Origin of the sequence: Micrococcus sp. FDAARGOS_333 (assembly GCF_002206575.2) — a bacterium.
GTDB classification, from domain to species: Bacteria; Actinomycetota; Actinomycetes; order Actinomycetales; family Micrococcaceae; genus Micrococcus; species Micrococcus lylae.
This window is the reverse complement of record NZ_NJFJ02000001.1, coordinates 2,773,953-2,788,994: the sequence shown is the minus strand read 5'-3', so window position 1 is coordinate 2,788,994 and position 15,042 is coordinate 2,773,953. Positions and strand designations below refer to the sequence as shown.

Here is a 15,042-nt window from a genome sequence, read left to right as displayed (position 1 = left end):
GTCACACCGTCACATTCAGTGGCCGATGTCACTTCAGGGCTTGACGGGACTCACCCCGAGGGAGTTACCTAATGATCGTTCAGTAATTCTGACCGCACCCCTCGCGCGCCCGCCGCGCGAGCCCCACGTCCCTGACCTGCACTGCGAGGCCCACCGTGACCGACCTGCACGCCCATCCCATCCTCGAGGGCGACGCCACGAGCGCCTGGATGGGGCTCCACGTGGAGCTCGCCGAGAAGGACCACGCCGTGGTCCGCATGACCGTGCGCGAGGAGATGGTCAACGGCTTCGGCATCACCCACGGCGGCATGATCTTCGCGTTCGCAGACTCCTGCTTCGCCCTGACCTGCAACGACCCGGACGGGGACGGCTCCACCATCACCGTGGCCTCCGGCGTGGACGTGAACTTCATGGCCTCCACGAAGGCCGGTCAGACCCTCATCGCCGAGGGGAAGCTCGTGTCCCGCGCCGGCCGCTCCGCCGTCTACGACATCAGCGTGACCACGGAGGACGGCGCCATCGTCGCCGCCTTCCGCGGCCGCTCCCGCACCATCCCGAACCCCGCCGCCCGCTGAGGAGAGACCCATGATCGAGGCATCCATCCCCAATCCGTACACCCCGGCGCCGGTCCCCGCCGACCCGGCAGAGCGCGGCCAGCGCGACCCCGAGGAGACGATGAGCCGGGACCAGATCGAGTCGCTCCAGTTCGGGCGCCTCCGCTGGACCCTGCACCACGCCTACGAGAACGTGCCGGCCTACACCGAGCACTTCGACGCCCACGGCGTGCACCCGTCCGACTTCAAGGAGCTCTCCGACCTCTCCAAGTTCCCGTACACGGACAAGGAGTTCCTGCGGAAGAGCTACCCGTTCAAGGCGTTCGCCGCGACCGGCCCCGAGCTGCGCCGCATCCACGCCTCCTCCGGCACCACCGGCCAGCCCACCGTCGTCGGCTACACGGACAACGACATCGCCACCTGGGCCTCCCTCGTGGCCCGCGTGCTGCGCAACGCCGGCGTGAAGCCGGGCGACCGCGTGCACAACGCCTACGGCTACGGCCTGTTCACCGGCGGCCTCGGCGCCCACTACGGCGCGGAGCGCTGCGGCGCCGCCGTCATCCCCATGTCCGGCGGCCAGACCGAGAAGCAGGTGCAGCTGATCCGGGACTTCGAGCCGTCCACGATCCTCTCCACCCCCACCTACCTGCTGACCATCGCCGACGGCTTCCGCAAGATGGGCCTGGACCCGCGCGAGACCTCCCTCAAGAACGCCGTCCTCGGCGCCGAGCCGTGGACCGAGGAGATGCGCCGCGAGATCGAGCAGACCTTCGGCATCGACGCCCTGGACATCTACGGCCTGTCCGAGGTCATGGGCCCCGGTGTGGCCGGCGAGTCCGCGGAGACCAAGGACGGCTCCCACATCTTCGAGGACCACTTCCGCCCGGAGATCATCGACCCGTTCACGGACGAGGTCATGGAGACCGGCCACCCCGGCGAGCTCGTGTTCACCTCCCTGACCAAGGAGGCGCTGCCGATCATCCGGTACCGCACCCACGACCTCACCCGCCTGCTGCCGGGCTCCGCCCTGCCGGGCCACCGCCGCATGGGCCGCATCACCGGCCGTTCGGACGACATGATCATCCTGCGCGGCGTGAACCTGTTCCCGTCCCAGATCGAGGAGCTCGCCCTCCAGATCCCGACCCTGTCCCCGCACTTCACCCTCGAGATCACGCGTCCGAACCGCATGGACCAGATGGCCGTGAACATCGAGCGCCGCCCGGAGTGCTCCATGGAGGACGCGGAGAACGGCGCCCGTCAGCTGCAGAAGGAGATCAAGACCAAGATCGGCTCCTCCTGCACCATCAACGTGGTGGAGCCGGACACCCTCGTCCGCTCCTCCGGCAAGCTGCGCCGCGTGTACGACCGCCGCAACGACTGACGCCTGCCCCGGCAGACCCCCGGTGCCGCCGTCTCCGACGGCCCGCCCACCGGCCGACTTCCGCCTAGAGTGGGTCTTCCAGCCCCCACAGGAGGACACCGTGAGCCCGCAGACCGCCGCATCGCACGACGACGGCACCCACCTCGGCGAGCCCCTCACCGGGGTGTTCCCGGTGGTCTCCCGGCCCCTGCCGGGCGAGCCCGGCGGGCCTCGGGCAGGCGCCTCCGGATCGGGCGGCCCCGTGCGCCGCGGCCGCCCCGGCTACGACCGGGCGACCCTGATGGCCGTGTGCGTGGACGTGTTCAACCGCCACGGCTACGACGCCACCTCCATGGGCATGCTGGCCAAGCATCTGGGCATCTCGAAGTCCGCGATCTACCACCACGTGGACTCGAAGGAGGCCATCCTCGAGCAGGCCCTCGACGACGCCCTGGGCGCCCTCGAGGCCGCGTTCGACGAGGTCGAGGCCGGCGAGGGCGGCACGGGCGAACGGGTCGAGGCCGCCGTCCGCGCCACCCTGCAGGCCCTGGCGGACCACATGCCCCAGGTGACCCTCCTGCTGCGCCTGCGCGGCAACTCGGACGTGGAGCTGCGCGCCATGGAGCGCCGCCGCGCCGTCACCCGGCGCCTGGGAGCCCTGCTCGAGGCCGGCCAGGCCGAGGGCACCGTGCGGGACGACATCACGCCGCGCAACCTCGCCCGCCTCACGCTGGGCATGATCAACTCGATCGTCGACTGGTTCCGCCCGGACGGCCCGCACACCGTGGAGGACATGGTCCGGTCGGTCGCCGGCGTGGTGCTGGAGGGCCTGCGCGGCTGAACCGCGCGGCCGGGCCGCGCCGCCTCCCGCGCGCTCTGCTGCGGGGCTCAGTCCCGCAGCGGCTTGCCGAGCACCTCCGCCAGGGCGTCCATGGCCTTCAGGTGGCTCGTGAAGGCGTCGGCCGGGTCGGCCTCCGGCTCGATGCTGTCCGTGATGGAGACGACGCGGTTGCCGTCCACGGCCATCGACGTGATGTGGACTCCGCCGAAGCCGTCCATCTTCCCGGTCTCCACCGTGTAGCGCGTCCCCTCTCCCCAGGGATGCTCCTCGGCGGCGGAACTGCTCCCCAGGGGTCCTCCGCCGACATCCAGCAGTTGCTCGTCCGCGCACTCGGCCGTCTCCTGCACCGCCAGGTGCGCCTCCATCCACGACTTCGCGGCGTCTGCGTCCGCGAAGGTGATGACCTGCACCCTGTACGGGGCGAGCACCGCCGCGGGGTCCTGGCCGGGGTCCGGCATCTCGCCGGCGAACGACGACGTCTGCGCGTCGACGGCGGCGAAGGCCTCCACGCGGGCGATGACGGCCTCACGGCACGTCTCGGACTCCATGGGCGCCATGGACGGATCCGCGTACATGTCCACGGCCTGCTCGGCACGCAGCCGGTGATCGGAGATCGTCCCGCTCTTCACGTCGGCGACCGGCCTGCCCAGGGAGTCCTCGACGGCGTTCATCATGGCCTGGGTCCTCTCGCTGTCCGGCGGCAGCAGGTGGTCCGGCACGGCGGACGCCGAGATCTGGGCGTCGGACGGGCCGGCTCCCTCGGAGCCAGATCCCTCTGGTCCACCGTCTCCGGGCTCTCTGCTTCCCGACGACGGCCCCTCAGCCGAGCCGGACAGGCTCGCAGACGCGGCGGCCTTGTTCTCCGCTTCGGTGCCGGCCCCGTCGCTGTCCGCCGTCTGGCAGGCGGTGAGCGTCAGCGCGGCGGCCAGCAGCAGGGCCGAGCGGAGAGCGGGATCCAGCGGCGGGTGCGGTGCGTAGACATGGCCCCAGTGTTTCATGTCACATCGCTGTGAGAACTCCGAGCGCCGACCGGGCCGGGGAGGTGCTGTGCGGTGGTGCAGGCCGGCGATGCGGGTCGGCGGCTCAGTCCCGCAGCGGCTCGCCGAGCACCTCGGCCAGGGCGTCCACGGCCTTCGCGTGCCGGTCGAGGGCGTCGGCAGGCTCCTCGTCCGGGGCCGTGCTGTCCGTGATCGAGATGACGTGGTTGCCGTCTGCTGCGATCGTGCCGACGACGACCCCGCCCGCACCGTCCTCCTGGTCGGTGGTGATGGTGTAGCGGGCGCCCTCGCCCCACTCGTGCTCCTCGTGGCCAGACCCGGCCGGTCCGGCGACGGGCTCGTCCGCACACTCCTCGTTGTCCGTGACCGTGAGCGCGGCCTCGACGTACTCCTCGGCGCTCGCGGCGTCCCCGAACGTCACGACCGCCACCTGGTACGGGGCGGCCACCGTGTCTCCGTCCCCGCCGGGGCTGTCCGTCTGTCCGGAGAAGCTCGTACTCTGGGCCGTGGCGGCGGCGAACGCCTCGGCCCGGGTGACCAGGTCCGCGCGGCACTGTTCGGACTCCATGGGGTTGAAGTGCGGATCCTTGAACCGCTCCAGGGCCTCCTGGGCATCGCGCTCGTGGTCCGCGACCGTCCCGCTCTTCACGCTCGCGACCGGCCGGCCCATGGTCTTCTCCAGGGCCTTCATCATGGCCTGGGTCTCCTCGTTGTCCGGGGGCAGCAGGTGGTCCGGCACAGCCGAGGCGGAGATCTGGGCGTCGGACGGCTCGGCGCCCTCGGAGCCGGAGCCCTCCGAGCCGGAGCCGGAGCCCTCTGACCCGCCGTCTCCCGGTTCGCCGCCTCCCGATGACGGTGCCCCGCCCGAGCCGGACGGGCTCGCCGAGGCGGTGGTCGTCTTCTCCGACTCCGCGCCGGCCCCGTCCGTCTCCGCCGGCTGGCAGGCGGTGAGGGAGAGCGCGGCGGTCAGCATCAGGGCAGAGCCGGCCAGGGGTGCAGCGGAGCGGTGACGACGGTGTGTGCGCATAGGTGTGAGTGTGGCAGATCACACCGGCCGTGCGGTGGCGGAACGGTGCCGGTTCGGCAACGGTTCCGTCACAGTGCGCGGTGCCCCCGGCGCCGTCGTCCGTGCCCGGTGTCAGCCGTCCTGGTCGCCGGCGCGGAGGTCCTCCAGCAGGGCGACATGGCGAGCCTTCAGCTCCTCTGCCTGTTCGGCGCCCATGGCCGGGTGGTTGACCTCGTAGACGCGGGCGCCGTCCACGGCCAGGGTCTGCACCGTGCGCATCCCGCCGTCCTCGAGGTTCCCGTGGACCAGGTGCTCCACCGTGACCTCGCCCGCGGCCTCCTCCGACCGCTCGACCTCCGGGACGTCGAGCCCGGGTTCGTCCGTGCAGTGGGGGAGGGTCGTCTGGGCGACCGTCGCATCGCGGACGGCGGCGGCGCCGACCGGGGAGGCGGTGTCCCACCGGTTCACGAACCAGGGGTCGACGGTGTCCATGTCCTGCGGTGTCCCGTTGACCTGCGTGTAGGCGATGTCCGCGGTGCGGTGGACGGCGTCGCGGGCGGCGAGGTCGGCCACGCATGCGGCGGAGAAGTCGTCGCCGAGGCGGGCCTCTTCGGCCGTGATGGCCTCCTCGGCGGTGGTCTTCATCTCCGACGCGGTGCGGGTGACGGTGTCCGAGTGGGGGCCGAGGTGCTCCTCGATCGCGGCGACCATGCCCGCCAAGGCCTCCTCATCCGGCGGGAAGACCCCGGCCGCGTCGGTCGGGGTCGCAGACTCCGTGGGGGAGGCGGTGGCCGAGGCGTCCTCGGACTCGTCTTCGGTCCCGCCCTCGGAGGCGCTCGGATCCTCCGTCGTCTCCGTCGCCGAGGAGGTGGGCGTCGCCTCCGGATCCGCCGGGTCTGCGCCGCAGGCGGTCAGGGACAGGGCCGCGGTCAGCACCAGGGCGGTGCCGGCCAGGGTCCGGGCGGTGCGGATGCGCGTGCTCATGCCCATGGAGTTCCTTTCCATGGGTCGGGAGGTTGCCACAGCCGAGGCCCCGGGGGAAACAGACGACGGCCTCTCACCTGCATGAGGTGAGGGGCCGTCGTCGGGAAGGGGGGCGGACGTCAGTCCGGCCCGGCGGAGGGGATCAGGCCTCCGGCTGCTCCTTCATGGGCCAGGTCTTGGTGACGAGGGTGAGCACGTCGTACTGGGCGCAGAGCTCGTCGTCCTGGTTGTGGAGCTGGCAGTCCCAGGCGACCTCGCCGTACTCGTCGGTGACGCGCGGGGTGATCCGCTTGGCGGTCAGGGTGACGCGGATCGAGTCGTCATAGGTGACCGGCGTGATGAAGCGCAGGTTCTCCAGGCCGTAGTTGGCGAGCACCGGACCCGGGTCCGGGGCCACGAACAGGCCGGCGGCCCAGGAGACCAGCAGGTAGCCGTGCGCCACCCGGCGCGGGAAGAACGGGTTGGCCATGGCGGCCTCCTCGTCCGTGTGCGCGTAGAACTTGTCCCCGGTCTTCTCGGCGAACTCGGTGATGTCCTCCAGGGTGACCTTGCGCAGGCCGGAGGCGAACTGGTCGCCGACCCGCAGCTCCTCGAGGGACTTGTAGAACGGGTGCTTCTTGGCACCGGACTCCACGTCTTCGCGGGTGGCGGTGTTCGCGGCGGCGCCCTGGTGCCAGACGCCGGTGATGGCGGTCAGCAGGTCCGGGGAGCCCTGGATGGCGGTGCGCTGCATGTAGTGCTTCACGGCGCGGACGCCGCCGAGCTCCTCGCCGCCGCCGGCGCGGCCGGGGCCGCCGTGGATCAGCACCGGGACGGGGGCGCCGTGGCCGGTGGTGGTCTTCGCGGTCTGGCGGTTCAGGAAGTGCACGCGGCCGTGGTGCGCGCCGATGCCGGCGGCGAACTCGCGGGCGGTCTCGCCCTCGTTGGTGGCCACGGTGGCGACCAGCGAGCCGGAGCCCAGGGCGGCCAGCTCCACGGCGTCGGCGACGTCCGTGTAGCCGATCACCGAGGTGACCGGGCCGAAGGCCTCCACCGAGTGGACCTCGGGGGTGCGGGCGTCGTCGAAGGACAGGACGGTGGGGGCGAAGAACGCGCCGGCCTCGGCGTCGGCCGAGCCGGTGTCCCCGTCCGGGCCGCCGAGGCGGACCTGCGCGCCGGCGTCCACGAGGCGCTGCACGGCCTTGCGGACCTCCGACTGCTGCTCCTTGGAGGCCAGGGCGCCCATGGTGGTGCCCTCGGTGCGCGGATCGCCCAGGACCACCTTGGAGGACAGGCGCTCGGAGAGGGCCTCGACCACGGCGTCCACGTGCGCCTGCGGGGCGATCACGCGGCGGATGGCGGTGCACTTCTGGCCGGCCTTGACGGTCATCTCCTGGAAGACGATCTTCACGAACGCCTCGAACTCCGGGGTGTCCGGGGTGGCGTCCGGGCCGAGGATCGCGGCGTTCAGCGAGTCGGTCTCACCGGTGAAGCGCACGCCGCCGTTGATGACGTTCTCATGGGTGCGCAGGGTCTGGGCGGTGCCCGCGGAGCCGGTGAAGGCCACGTGGTCGCGGTAGTCCAGGTGGTCCAGCAGGTCACGGGCGGAGCCGGAGATCAGCTGGATGGAGCCCTCCGGCAGCACGCCGGACTCGACCATCATGCGGACGCAGGCCTCGGTGACGTAGGCGGTGGGGGTCGCCGGCTTCACCACGGTCGGCACGCCGGCCACGAAGGACGGGGCGAACTTCTCGAGCATGCCCCACACCGGGAAGTTGAAGGCGTTGATCTGCACGGCCACGCCCGGGATGCGCTGGTAGATGTGCTCGCCGATGAACGAGCCGTCGCGGGAGAGCGGCTCCACGGCGCCGTCCACGATCACGTTGGAGTTCGGCAGCTCGCGGCGGCCCTTGCCGGAGAAGGTGAACAGGGTGCCCACGCCGCCGTCCACGTCGAACGCGTGGTCACGCTGGGTGGCGCCGGTGGCGAAGGAGACGTCGTAGAGCTCCTGGATGCGGGAGTTCAGGTAGATCGCGAGCTCCTTGAGCTTGAGCGCGCGCTCGTGGATGGTCAGCTCACCGAGGTTCTTCTGGCCCACGGTGCGGGCGTACTCGATGGCCGCGGCGGTGTCCAGGCCCTCGGTGGACACGTCCACCAGGTGTTCGCCGGTGTTGGCGTCCATCACGGCGGTCTTCTTCGACGGGCTCTCCGGGGCCCACCACTCTCCGCGGACGTAGCTGGGGAGGACGGCGGGGGCCTTCTCGGCGGTGGTGGTCACACTGACTCCTTCAGGGGCGGCGGTGATCGTGCGCGGCGGGTGCGTCGGACACCGGAGAGTCCGGCGCCGGCCGCCGCATGCCCGACCGATCGGTCGGTATTTGGTCTCACGCTACCCCAGAACTCGGCCCAGAGGGAGGGGTGGGGTCTGGTTCGGCCCGTCACCATGTGACCCGCTTCTCAGGGTGTCCGCGACCGCCGCTACAGTGCGAGGCACCATCTGCCCCCGGCCGCGCCCGGGGAGGAGCCCCCCACCTCCAGGAGAGACACCGTGTCCGACGCCGCACACGACAACGCTTCCACCGCCGCCCTGCCGCCGGCCGTCGCCGTCCAGGTGCAGGAGTGGCTGGACACCTTCGACCATGACGGCGCCTGCGCCGCGGAGCTGCTCTGCGACCGCTACGACCGGGACCGCGTGGCCTTCCGCTTCATCGCCACGGACATGTCCACCGTGGACCTGACCTTCGGCGAGCTGTCCGACCGCTCGGCCCGCGTGGCCGCCGGCCTGGCCGCCCGCGGCGTGAGGCAGGGCGACTGCGTCCCGCTGATGATGGCCAAGCGCGAGGAGCTGGTCATCACCATGATGGCCGTGTGGCGGCTCGGCGCCGTCCACGTCCCGCTGTTCACCGCGTTCGCCACCGGTGCCGCGCAGATGCGCATCGAGGGCTCCGGCGCGCGGCTCGTGGTGGCCGAGCCGGACCAGGCGGAGAAGCTGACCTCCATCGAGGGCATCGAGATCCTCCGCACCGGCGAGGAGTGGGACGCGCTCGAGCAGCATGAGCCGCTCGCCGAGCCGGTGGCCGTCGGCGGCCACGGCACCCTGGCCCTGCTGTTCACCTCCGGCACCACGGGGAAGCCGAAGGGGGTGCCGGTGCCGCTGCGGGCGATGGCCGCGTTCTCGGACTACCTCCACTACTCGGTGGACGTGCGCGAGGACGACGTCTTCTGGAACGCCGCGGACCACGGATGGGCCTACGGCCTGTACTACGGGATCATGGGTCCTCTCGCGCTGGGCCGAACCTCGCTCCAGTACCGTGCCGGCTTCTCCCCGGAGTCCATGGCGCAGGTGATCCGTGAGCAGGGCGTCACCAACTTCGCCGGAGCCCCCACCATGTACCGTGCGCTGGCCAAGTCCGGCTTCGTCGAGGGCCCGGAGAACGCCCTGAGGCTGCGCCGTGCCGCCTCGGCCGGCGAGCCGCTGCCGCCGTCCATGGTGGCGTGGGGCCACGAGGCCCTGGGCTGCGAGATCTGCGACCAGTACGGCCAGACCGAGCTGGGCATGGTCATCTGCAACAACGCGCACCCGGACGTGGCGCAGCCGGTGAAGCCGGGCTCCATGGGCCTGCCGATGCCGGGCATCACCGGCGGGATCGAGCACGGCCAGATCGCCCTGGACACCGCGGCCTCGCCGATGTTCTGGTTCCCGGGCTACCTGGACTCCCCGGACAAGACCGCCACCCGCTTCTCGGAGGACCGCCGCTGGTACCTCACCGGGGACACCGGGCAGCAGGACGAGGACGGCTACTTCTTCTTCTCCGCCCGGGACGACGACGTGATCCTCGCCGCCGGCTACCGGATCGGCCCCTTCGACGTGGAGTCCGTGCTCATCACGCACCCGCTCGTGCAGGAGGTCGCGGTGGTCGGCCGCCCGGACCCGGAGGGCATCCGCGGCGAGGTGGTGGAGGCGATCGTGGTGCTCACGCAGGAGGTGGAGAACCCGGACGTGGTGGAGGCCGAGCTGAAGGCCAAGGTCCGCGACGAGTACTCCAAGCACGCCTACCCGCGCCGCGTGCACATCGTCGAGGACCTGCCGAAGACCCCGTCCGGCAAGGTGCAGCGCTACAAGCTGCGCCAGGGCGAGCAGTCCTGACCCTGCCCGCGCTCCCGGCCCGCCTGCGGCCGAACCCCTGGGGTCCGCCCGAAGGTCCGCCTATGCTGTAGCATGGCGTCCTTCCCGACGACGGCCCCTCACCTTCTCCCTGCCGCCCACCCTTGCGAGGCCTCACCCATGCTGCGCACCATGTTCCACGCCAAGATCCACCGGGCCACGGTGACCCAGGCCGACCTGCACTACGTCGGCTCGGTGACCGTGGACCAGGACCTGCTGGACGCGGCGGGCATCCTGCCCGGCGAGCTCGTCTCGATCGTGGACGTCACCAACGGCGCCCGCCTGGAGACCTACACGATCCCGGGCGAGCGCGGTTCCGGCGTGCTCGGCATCAACGGCGCCGCCGCGCGTCTGATCCAGCCGGGGGACACCGTCATCCTCATCGCCTACGGCCAGATGGAGGACGAGGAGGCCCGCACCTTCACCCCGACCGTCGTGCACGTGGACGCGGACAACCGGATCGTCGAGCTCGGCCATGACCCGGCCGAGGCGCTCGTGGACGGCGTCTCCCGTCCGCCGCAGTCCCGGCTGTTCGGAGAGGCCCAGGCCGAGCTCTGACCGGCGGCGGCAGACGCGGCCATGACCAGGGCGGGGAGGCCGAGGCGGATCCTCTGAGTGCGGGTCCGCCTGCGCGGCCGTGACCAGCGCCGGGAGGTTTCGGTGGACCTCTCATCGGCGGTCCCTGGACCCGTGCCCTCCGGGCCCCTGCAGGCCTACGCTGGAGGTGCCGGAAGGGCGAGGACGCCCGTCCGGCCCATCCCGCCCTGCGGCCCAGCCCGCGCCGGCCGCCCAGCCCCTTGAAGGAGCAACTGTGCAGATCACGGACAAGGTCTTCGTCGTCACCGGAGCAGGCAACGGCATCGGACGCGAGGTGGCCCTCGAGCTGCTCCGCCGCGGCGCCTCCGTGGCCGGTGTGGACCTGCGTGAGGACGGCCTGGCCGAGACCGCCGCGCTCGCCGGCGCCGGGGACCGCTTCTCCCAGCACGCCCTGGACATCACGGACCAGGAGGCAGTGGACCTGCTGCCGATGCAGGTCACGGCCCAGCACGGCCATGTGGACGGCCTGCTCAACGTCGCCGGCATCATCCAGAAGTTCGTGCACTTCAAGGAGCTCGAGCTGGACGAGATGCGCAAGGTCATGGACGTGAACTTCTGGGGCACCGTCTACCTGAACAAGTCGTTCCTCCCGCACCTGATCGCCCGCCCGGAGGCGTCGCTGGTGAACGTGTCCTCGATGGGCGGCTTCCTGCCCGTCCCGGGCCAGACCGTCTACGGCGCCTCCAAGGCCGCCGTGAAGCTGCTGACCGAGGGCCTCTACTCCGAGCTGCGCGGCACCTCCGTGAAGGCCAGCATCGTCTTCCCGGGCGCGATCGCCACGAACATCTCCGGGAACTCGGGCGTGGCCGCCCCGGGCGGCGCCGACTCGCCGGAGGAGGCCGCCGCGAAGGCGGAGTCCTCGAAGCTCCAGCCGCTGCCCGCCCCGGAGGCCGCCAAGATCATCGTGGACCAGGCCGTGGAGAAGGGGCGCTACCGCGTGACGGTCGGCAAGGACGCCGCCATGCTGGACCGGATGGTCCGCATCGCCCCGCAGAAGGCGACGGACTTCATCGCCAAGAAGATGGCCTCGCTGGTGAAGTGAGGCGGTGACCGTGCAGTGGTCCAACGGGCCGTTCGAGGCCGTCGCAGACCGGGTGCTCGTGGCCCGCTGCGAGCCCTGCGACGTGAACGTCGGACTCGTGGTGGGCGACGCCGCGGCGCTGCTGGTGGACGTCGGCACCCACCCGGACCAGGGTGAGGCCCTCTATCGGCAGGCCGTGCGCGAGGCCGAGGAGGCGGCCCGGCACCCGGTGCCGCTGCGCTGGGCCGTGCTCACCCATGACCACTACGACCACTGGTTCGGTCTCCTCGGCGTCCGTGCCGCGGCGGGGGAGCGGCTGCTGGCCGCCGCCCACGCGGCGTTCGGGCGCGGCCACGGCTTCGACGAGAACGGGAACACCCGCGTTCAGCGCGAACTCGGCCTGGACGAGGTGCCGGTGCCGGACGTGCGCATCGACGCCTCGCGGTGCCGGGCGGAGGACCCGTGGACCCTCGACCTCGGCGGCGTGACGGTGGAGGTCGCCTGGTTCGGCCACGCACACACCCAGAGCGACCTCGTGCTCAAGGTGGAGGTCGACGCCGGGGCCCACCCCGTGACGTCGCGGGCTGTGGCCGGCGGCGCGCAGGCCGGCGGCGGTGGCGAGCGCGGCGCCGACAGTGAGCCGGGTGGGCACGCCGGCCACCGGCCGGTCGTCTTCACCGGTGACCTGGTGGAGGAGTCCGGCAGGCCCCAGGACGGGCCGGACTCGGACCTGCCCGGGTGGGCGTCCGCGCTGGATCGGCTGCTGGAGTTCGGCGGCGAGGACGCGCTCTACATCCCCGGCCACGGGGTGCCCGTGGACGCCGACTTCGTGCGCGCCCAGGGCGAGGAGATCGCCGCCCGCGCGGCCTCCGCGCGCTGAGCTGCGGGTCGCTCCCGCGCGCCCACCGCATCGGCCGCCTGCGCATGGTCAGCGCCGGCCGTAGGCCTCGCGCGGGATCGACGGCGACGGGAACGTGGCGCCCGGCGATCTTCGGCACCGGCACCTCACCCTGTCATATGAACACCTGTGCAGGTATCATGAAGCCATGACCCAGGACATCCAGCGAGCCGCAGACCTGTTCAAGGTGCTCGCCTCGCCCGTGCGCGTGGCAGCGCTGCTGCGCATGGACGAGCGGCCGAGCAGCGTCGGTGAGCTCGCGGAGCACGTCGGGGTCACGCACACGCTCATGTCCCAGCACCTGCGGGTGCTCCGCATGAGCGGTCTGGTGCGGTCCGACCTGCACGGGAAGACCCGCACCTACCACCTGACGGACGAGCACGTGGCCCACATCGTGCGCGACGCCGTCCAGCACGCCACCGAGGAGGATCCCCATGGCAACTGACCACACCCGGCACGCCGTCCACCCGGACCACGACGACCACACCCACGGCCCGGACTGCGGCCACGAGGCCGTCCAGCACGACGACCACGTGGACTACAGGCACGACGGCCACCTGCACCACGCCCACGGCGACCACGTGGACGAGTGCGACACCTGCGACTGCACCTGCTGCGCCCCCGGCGAGTGCAGCTGCGCGACCTGCGACTGCGAGGACTGCACCTGCGAGTCCTGCGGGCACGCCGCCTGACGCAGGCCCCGGCGGCTCCGGCGACGTCCCCACGGGGCAGCTCCGGGGGCGTCCCGGCGGCGCAGTCCCGCCGGCGCACCCGCTCGGCGTCCGACGTCGTGTCCCCATCAGCGTCCCCACGACGCGAGACGGCCCCTCACCGCGAAGGTGGGGGGCCGTCGTCGTTCGACCTGCGGCGACGAGGGTGCAGCAGATGTCCCTTCAGGGGGTCTGCAGCGACATCTGCTGCACCCTCGTCGGGCGACGCTCAGGAGTAGTCGTAGAAGCCCTTGCCGGACTTGCGGCCCAGCTCGCCGCGCTCGACCATGTCCCGCATCAGCTGCGGGGGAGCGAAGCGCTCGCCCAGCTGGGACTCGAGGTACTCCGCGATGCCCAGGCGCACGTCCAGGCCCACGATGTCCGTGAGGGCCAGCGGGCCCACCGGGAACTTGTAGCCCAGCACCATGGCGTTGTCGATGTCCTCCGGGGAGGCCACGCCCTCCTCGACCATGCGGATGGCCTCGAGGGCGATCGCGACACCCAGGCGGGAGGAAGCGAAGCCCGGGGCGTCCTTCACCACGACCGGGGTCTTGCCCAGGCCCTTGACCCACTCGGTGGACAGGGACTTCAGCTCGTCGCCGGTCCGGGCGCCGATGACGACCTCCACCAGCTTCGAGGCCGGGACCGGGTTGAAGTAGTGCAGGCCGCAGAAGCGCTCCGGACGCTGCAGGTGGCCCGCCAGCTCGTCCACGGACAGGGACGAGGTGTTCGTGGCCAGCCAGGCGTCCTCGGCCAGGTGCTGCTCCACCTCGGTCAGGGACGCGATCTTCAGGTCCATGATCTCCGGGACGGCCTCCACGACCAGGCCGCAGCGGGCGAAGTCGGCCTTGTCCAGGGAGACGGTCAGGCGCTCGGCCCAGACGTCCAGGTTGCCGTCGATCTTGCCGCGCTCGAGGGACTTCGCGAGGTCCGACTCGATGCGCTCCTTCGCACCCTCCGCGGCCTGCGGGTCACGCTCGACGACGATGACCTCCTCGGCGCCGGAGGTCAGGAAGGCGTGCGCGATGCCCGCGCCCATGCGGCCGCCGCCGAGCACGCCGACGACGGAGGGGACGGAGCCCTGGGTGGTGTTCTCAGTCATGTGAAGTCCTCACTTCTTCTTGCGGTCCAGGAAGGCCTGCATGCGGTCGAACTTGGCCTCGGACTCGAACAGGATGGCCTGCGCGAGCTCGTCCACGTGCGGGTGCGCGGAGCGCGGCATGTGGAACACGCGCTTGGAGACGCGCACCGCCAGCGGGTCGTTCTTGCCGATCCGGTCCGCCAGCGCGTGGGCGCCGTCCATCAGGGCGTCCGGGGCGTGCAGCTCCGTGACCAGGTGGAGGTCCAGCGCCTCCTGGGCGTTCAGGATGCGGCCGGCCCACAGGATCTCCAGGGCGACCGGCTCGCCCACGAGCTCCTTCAGGCGCCACTGCGCGCCGGCGGCGGCGGTGATGCCCAGGCCCGCCTCCGGCTGGCCGATCTTCACGTGCTCGGTGGCGATGCGGAAGTCAGCCGCCCACGCGAGCTCGGCGCCGCCGCCGAGGCAGAAGCCGTCGATCGCGGCGATCACCGGCAGCGGCAGGTCGTGCAGGCGGTCGAAGAGCTGGGAGTTCACGCCGCGCAGGGCGTCGTCCCGGCGGCGCTCGCGCAGCTGCGCGATGTCCGCGCCGGAGGCGAAGATGCCCTTCATGCCGCCGCGCTTGCGGTCCTCCACCTGCGTGCCGGTGATGATCAGGATGCGCGGGTTGCGCTCCAGCCAGCCGCAGAGGGCGTGGAACTCGTCGATCATCGTCTGGTCGATCGCGTTCAGCACGTCCGGACGGTCCATCGCGGCGACGATCCGGTCCGGGCGGTCCTCGGAGGCCTCCAGGCGGAGGGCGGAGAAGCCGGAGGCGACGTCCGAGAGCCCGGGGAAGGCGCCGTCGTCGA

15 protein-coding genes are annotated in these 15,042 nt (G+C 71.8%); 9 read left to right on the top strand and 6 right to left on the bottom strand.

Annotation, left to right across the window (positions count from 1 at the left end; translation table 11 throughout):
- The first annotated feature begins 155 nt into the window (after positions 1–155).
- From CEQ11_RS12415 to CEQ11_RS12405, 3 genes are all read left to right on the top strand, one after another.
- Positions 156–575 (top strand): hotdog fold thioesterase, encoded by a 420-nt coding sequence (locus CEQ11_RS12415; protein WP_227718873.1) that lies wholly within the window; start codon positions 156–158, stop codon positions 573–575.
- 10 nt (positions 576–585) lie between these two features.
- Entirely contained in the window at positions 586–1,935 is a 1,350-nt protein-coding gene (locus CEQ11_RS12410) for a phenylacetate--CoA ligase family protein (protein ID WP_088478789.1), read from the top strand.
- Between the two features lie 280 nt (positions 1,936–2,215).
- On the top strand, positions 2,216–2,755 hold the full coding sequence (locus CEQ11_RS12405) for a TetR/AcrR family transcriptional regulator (RefSeq protein ID WP_088479046.1): 540 nt from the start codon (positions 2,216–2,218) through the stop codon (positions 2,753–2,755).
- Positions 2,756–2,802: 47 nt separating this feature from the next.
- Here CEQ11_RS12405 and CEQ11_RS12400 read toward each other — a convergent pair whose 3' ends face one another.
- The 4 genes from CEQ11_RS12400 to paaZ form a co-directional block, all read right to left on the bottom strand.
- Entirely contained in the window at positions 2,803–3,753 is a 951-nt protein-coding gene (locus tag CEQ11_RS12400; protein ID WP_088478788.1) for a hypothetical protein, read from the bottom strand.
- A gap of 85 nt (positions 3,754–3,838) precedes the next feature.
- Positions 3,839–4,780, bottom strand: a complete 942-nt coding sequence (locus tag CEQ11_RS12395) for a hypothetical protein (RefSeq protein ID WP_088478787.1) — start codon at positions 4,778–4,780, stop codon at positions 3,839–3,841.
- A gap of 111 nt (positions 4,781–4,891) precedes the next feature.
- Entirely contained in the window at positions 4,892–5,743 is an 852-nt protein-coding gene (locus CEQ11_RS12390) for a hypothetical protein (protein ID WP_127913504.1), read from the bottom strand.
- A 142-nt stretch (positions 5,744–5,885) separates the two neighbouring features.
- Positions 5,886–8,000 carry a phenylacetic acid degradation bifunctional protein PaaZ gene (paaZ, locus tag CEQ11_RS12385; RefSeq protein WP_088478785.1) on the bottom strand — a complete coding sequence of 705 codons (2,115 nt, stop codon included), beginning with the start codon at positions 7,998–8,000 and terminating at the stop codon, positions 5,886–5,888.
- A 333-nt stretch (positions 8,001–8,333) separates the two neighbouring features.
- Between paaZ and CEQ11_RS12380 the strand changes: the two genes are divergently transcribed.
- From CEQ11_RS12380 to CEQ11_RS12355, 6 genes are all read left to right on the top strand, one after another.
- Positions 8,334–9,869, top strand: a complete 1,536-nt coding sequence (locus CEQ11_RS12380) for an AMP-binding protein (RefSeq protein ID WP_227718928.1) — start codon at positions 8,334–8,336, stop codon at positions 9,867–9,869.
- 138 nt (positions 9,870–10,007) lie between these two features.
- On the top strand, positions 10,008–10,445 hold the full coding sequence (panD, locus tag CEQ11_RS12375; RefSeq protein WP_088478783.1) for an aspartate 1-decarboxylase: 438 nt from the start codon (positions 10,008–10,010) through the stop codon (positions 10,443–10,445).
- Between the two features lie 253 nt (positions 10,446–10,698).
- Positions 10,699–11,526 (top strand): SDR family oxidoreductase, encoded by an 828-nt coding sequence (locus CEQ11_RS12370; protein WP_088478782.1) that lies wholly within the window; start codon positions 10,699–10,701, stop codon positions 11,524–11,526.
- Between the two features lie 10 nt (positions 11,527–11,536).
- Positions 11,537–12,385: an MBL fold metallo-hydrolase gene (locus tag CEQ11_RS12365; protein ID WP_193763034.1), complete on the top strand. Its 849-nt coding sequence runs from the start codon at positions 11,537–11,539 to the stop codon at positions 12,383–12,385.
- Positions 12,386–12,551: 166 nt separating this feature from the next.
- Positions 12,552–12,848, top strand: a complete 297-nt coding sequence (locus tag CEQ11_RS12360) for a helix-turn-helix transcriptional regulator (protein ID WP_088478781.1) — start codon at positions 12,552–12,554, stop codon at positions 12,846–12,848.
- Positions 12,838–13,095 (top strand): hypothetical protein, encoded by a 258-nt coding sequence (locus tag CEQ11_RS12355; protein ID WP_088478780.1) that lies wholly within the window; start codon positions 12,838–12,840, stop codon positions 13,093–13,095. The genes CEQ11_RS12360 and CEQ11_RS12355 overlap by 11 nt, the downstream gene beginning before the upstream one ends.
- Positions 13,096–13,342: 247 nt before the next feature.
- Here CEQ11_RS12355 and CEQ11_RS12350 read toward each other — a convergent pair whose 3' ends face one another.
- Positions 13,343–14,215, bottom strand: a complete 873-nt coding sequence (locus CEQ11_RS12350) for a 3-hydroxyacyl-CoA dehydrogenase family protein (RefSeq protein WP_088478779.1) — start codon at positions 14,213–14,215, stop codon at positions 13,343–13,345.
- Positions 14,216–14,224: 9 nt separating this feature from the next.
- Entirely contained in the window at positions 14,225–14,983 is a 759-nt protein-coding gene (locus CEQ11_RS12345) for an enoyl-CoA hydratase/isomerase family protein (protein ID WP_227718927.1), read from the bottom strand.
- Positions 14,984–15,042 lie beyond the last annotated feature (59 nt).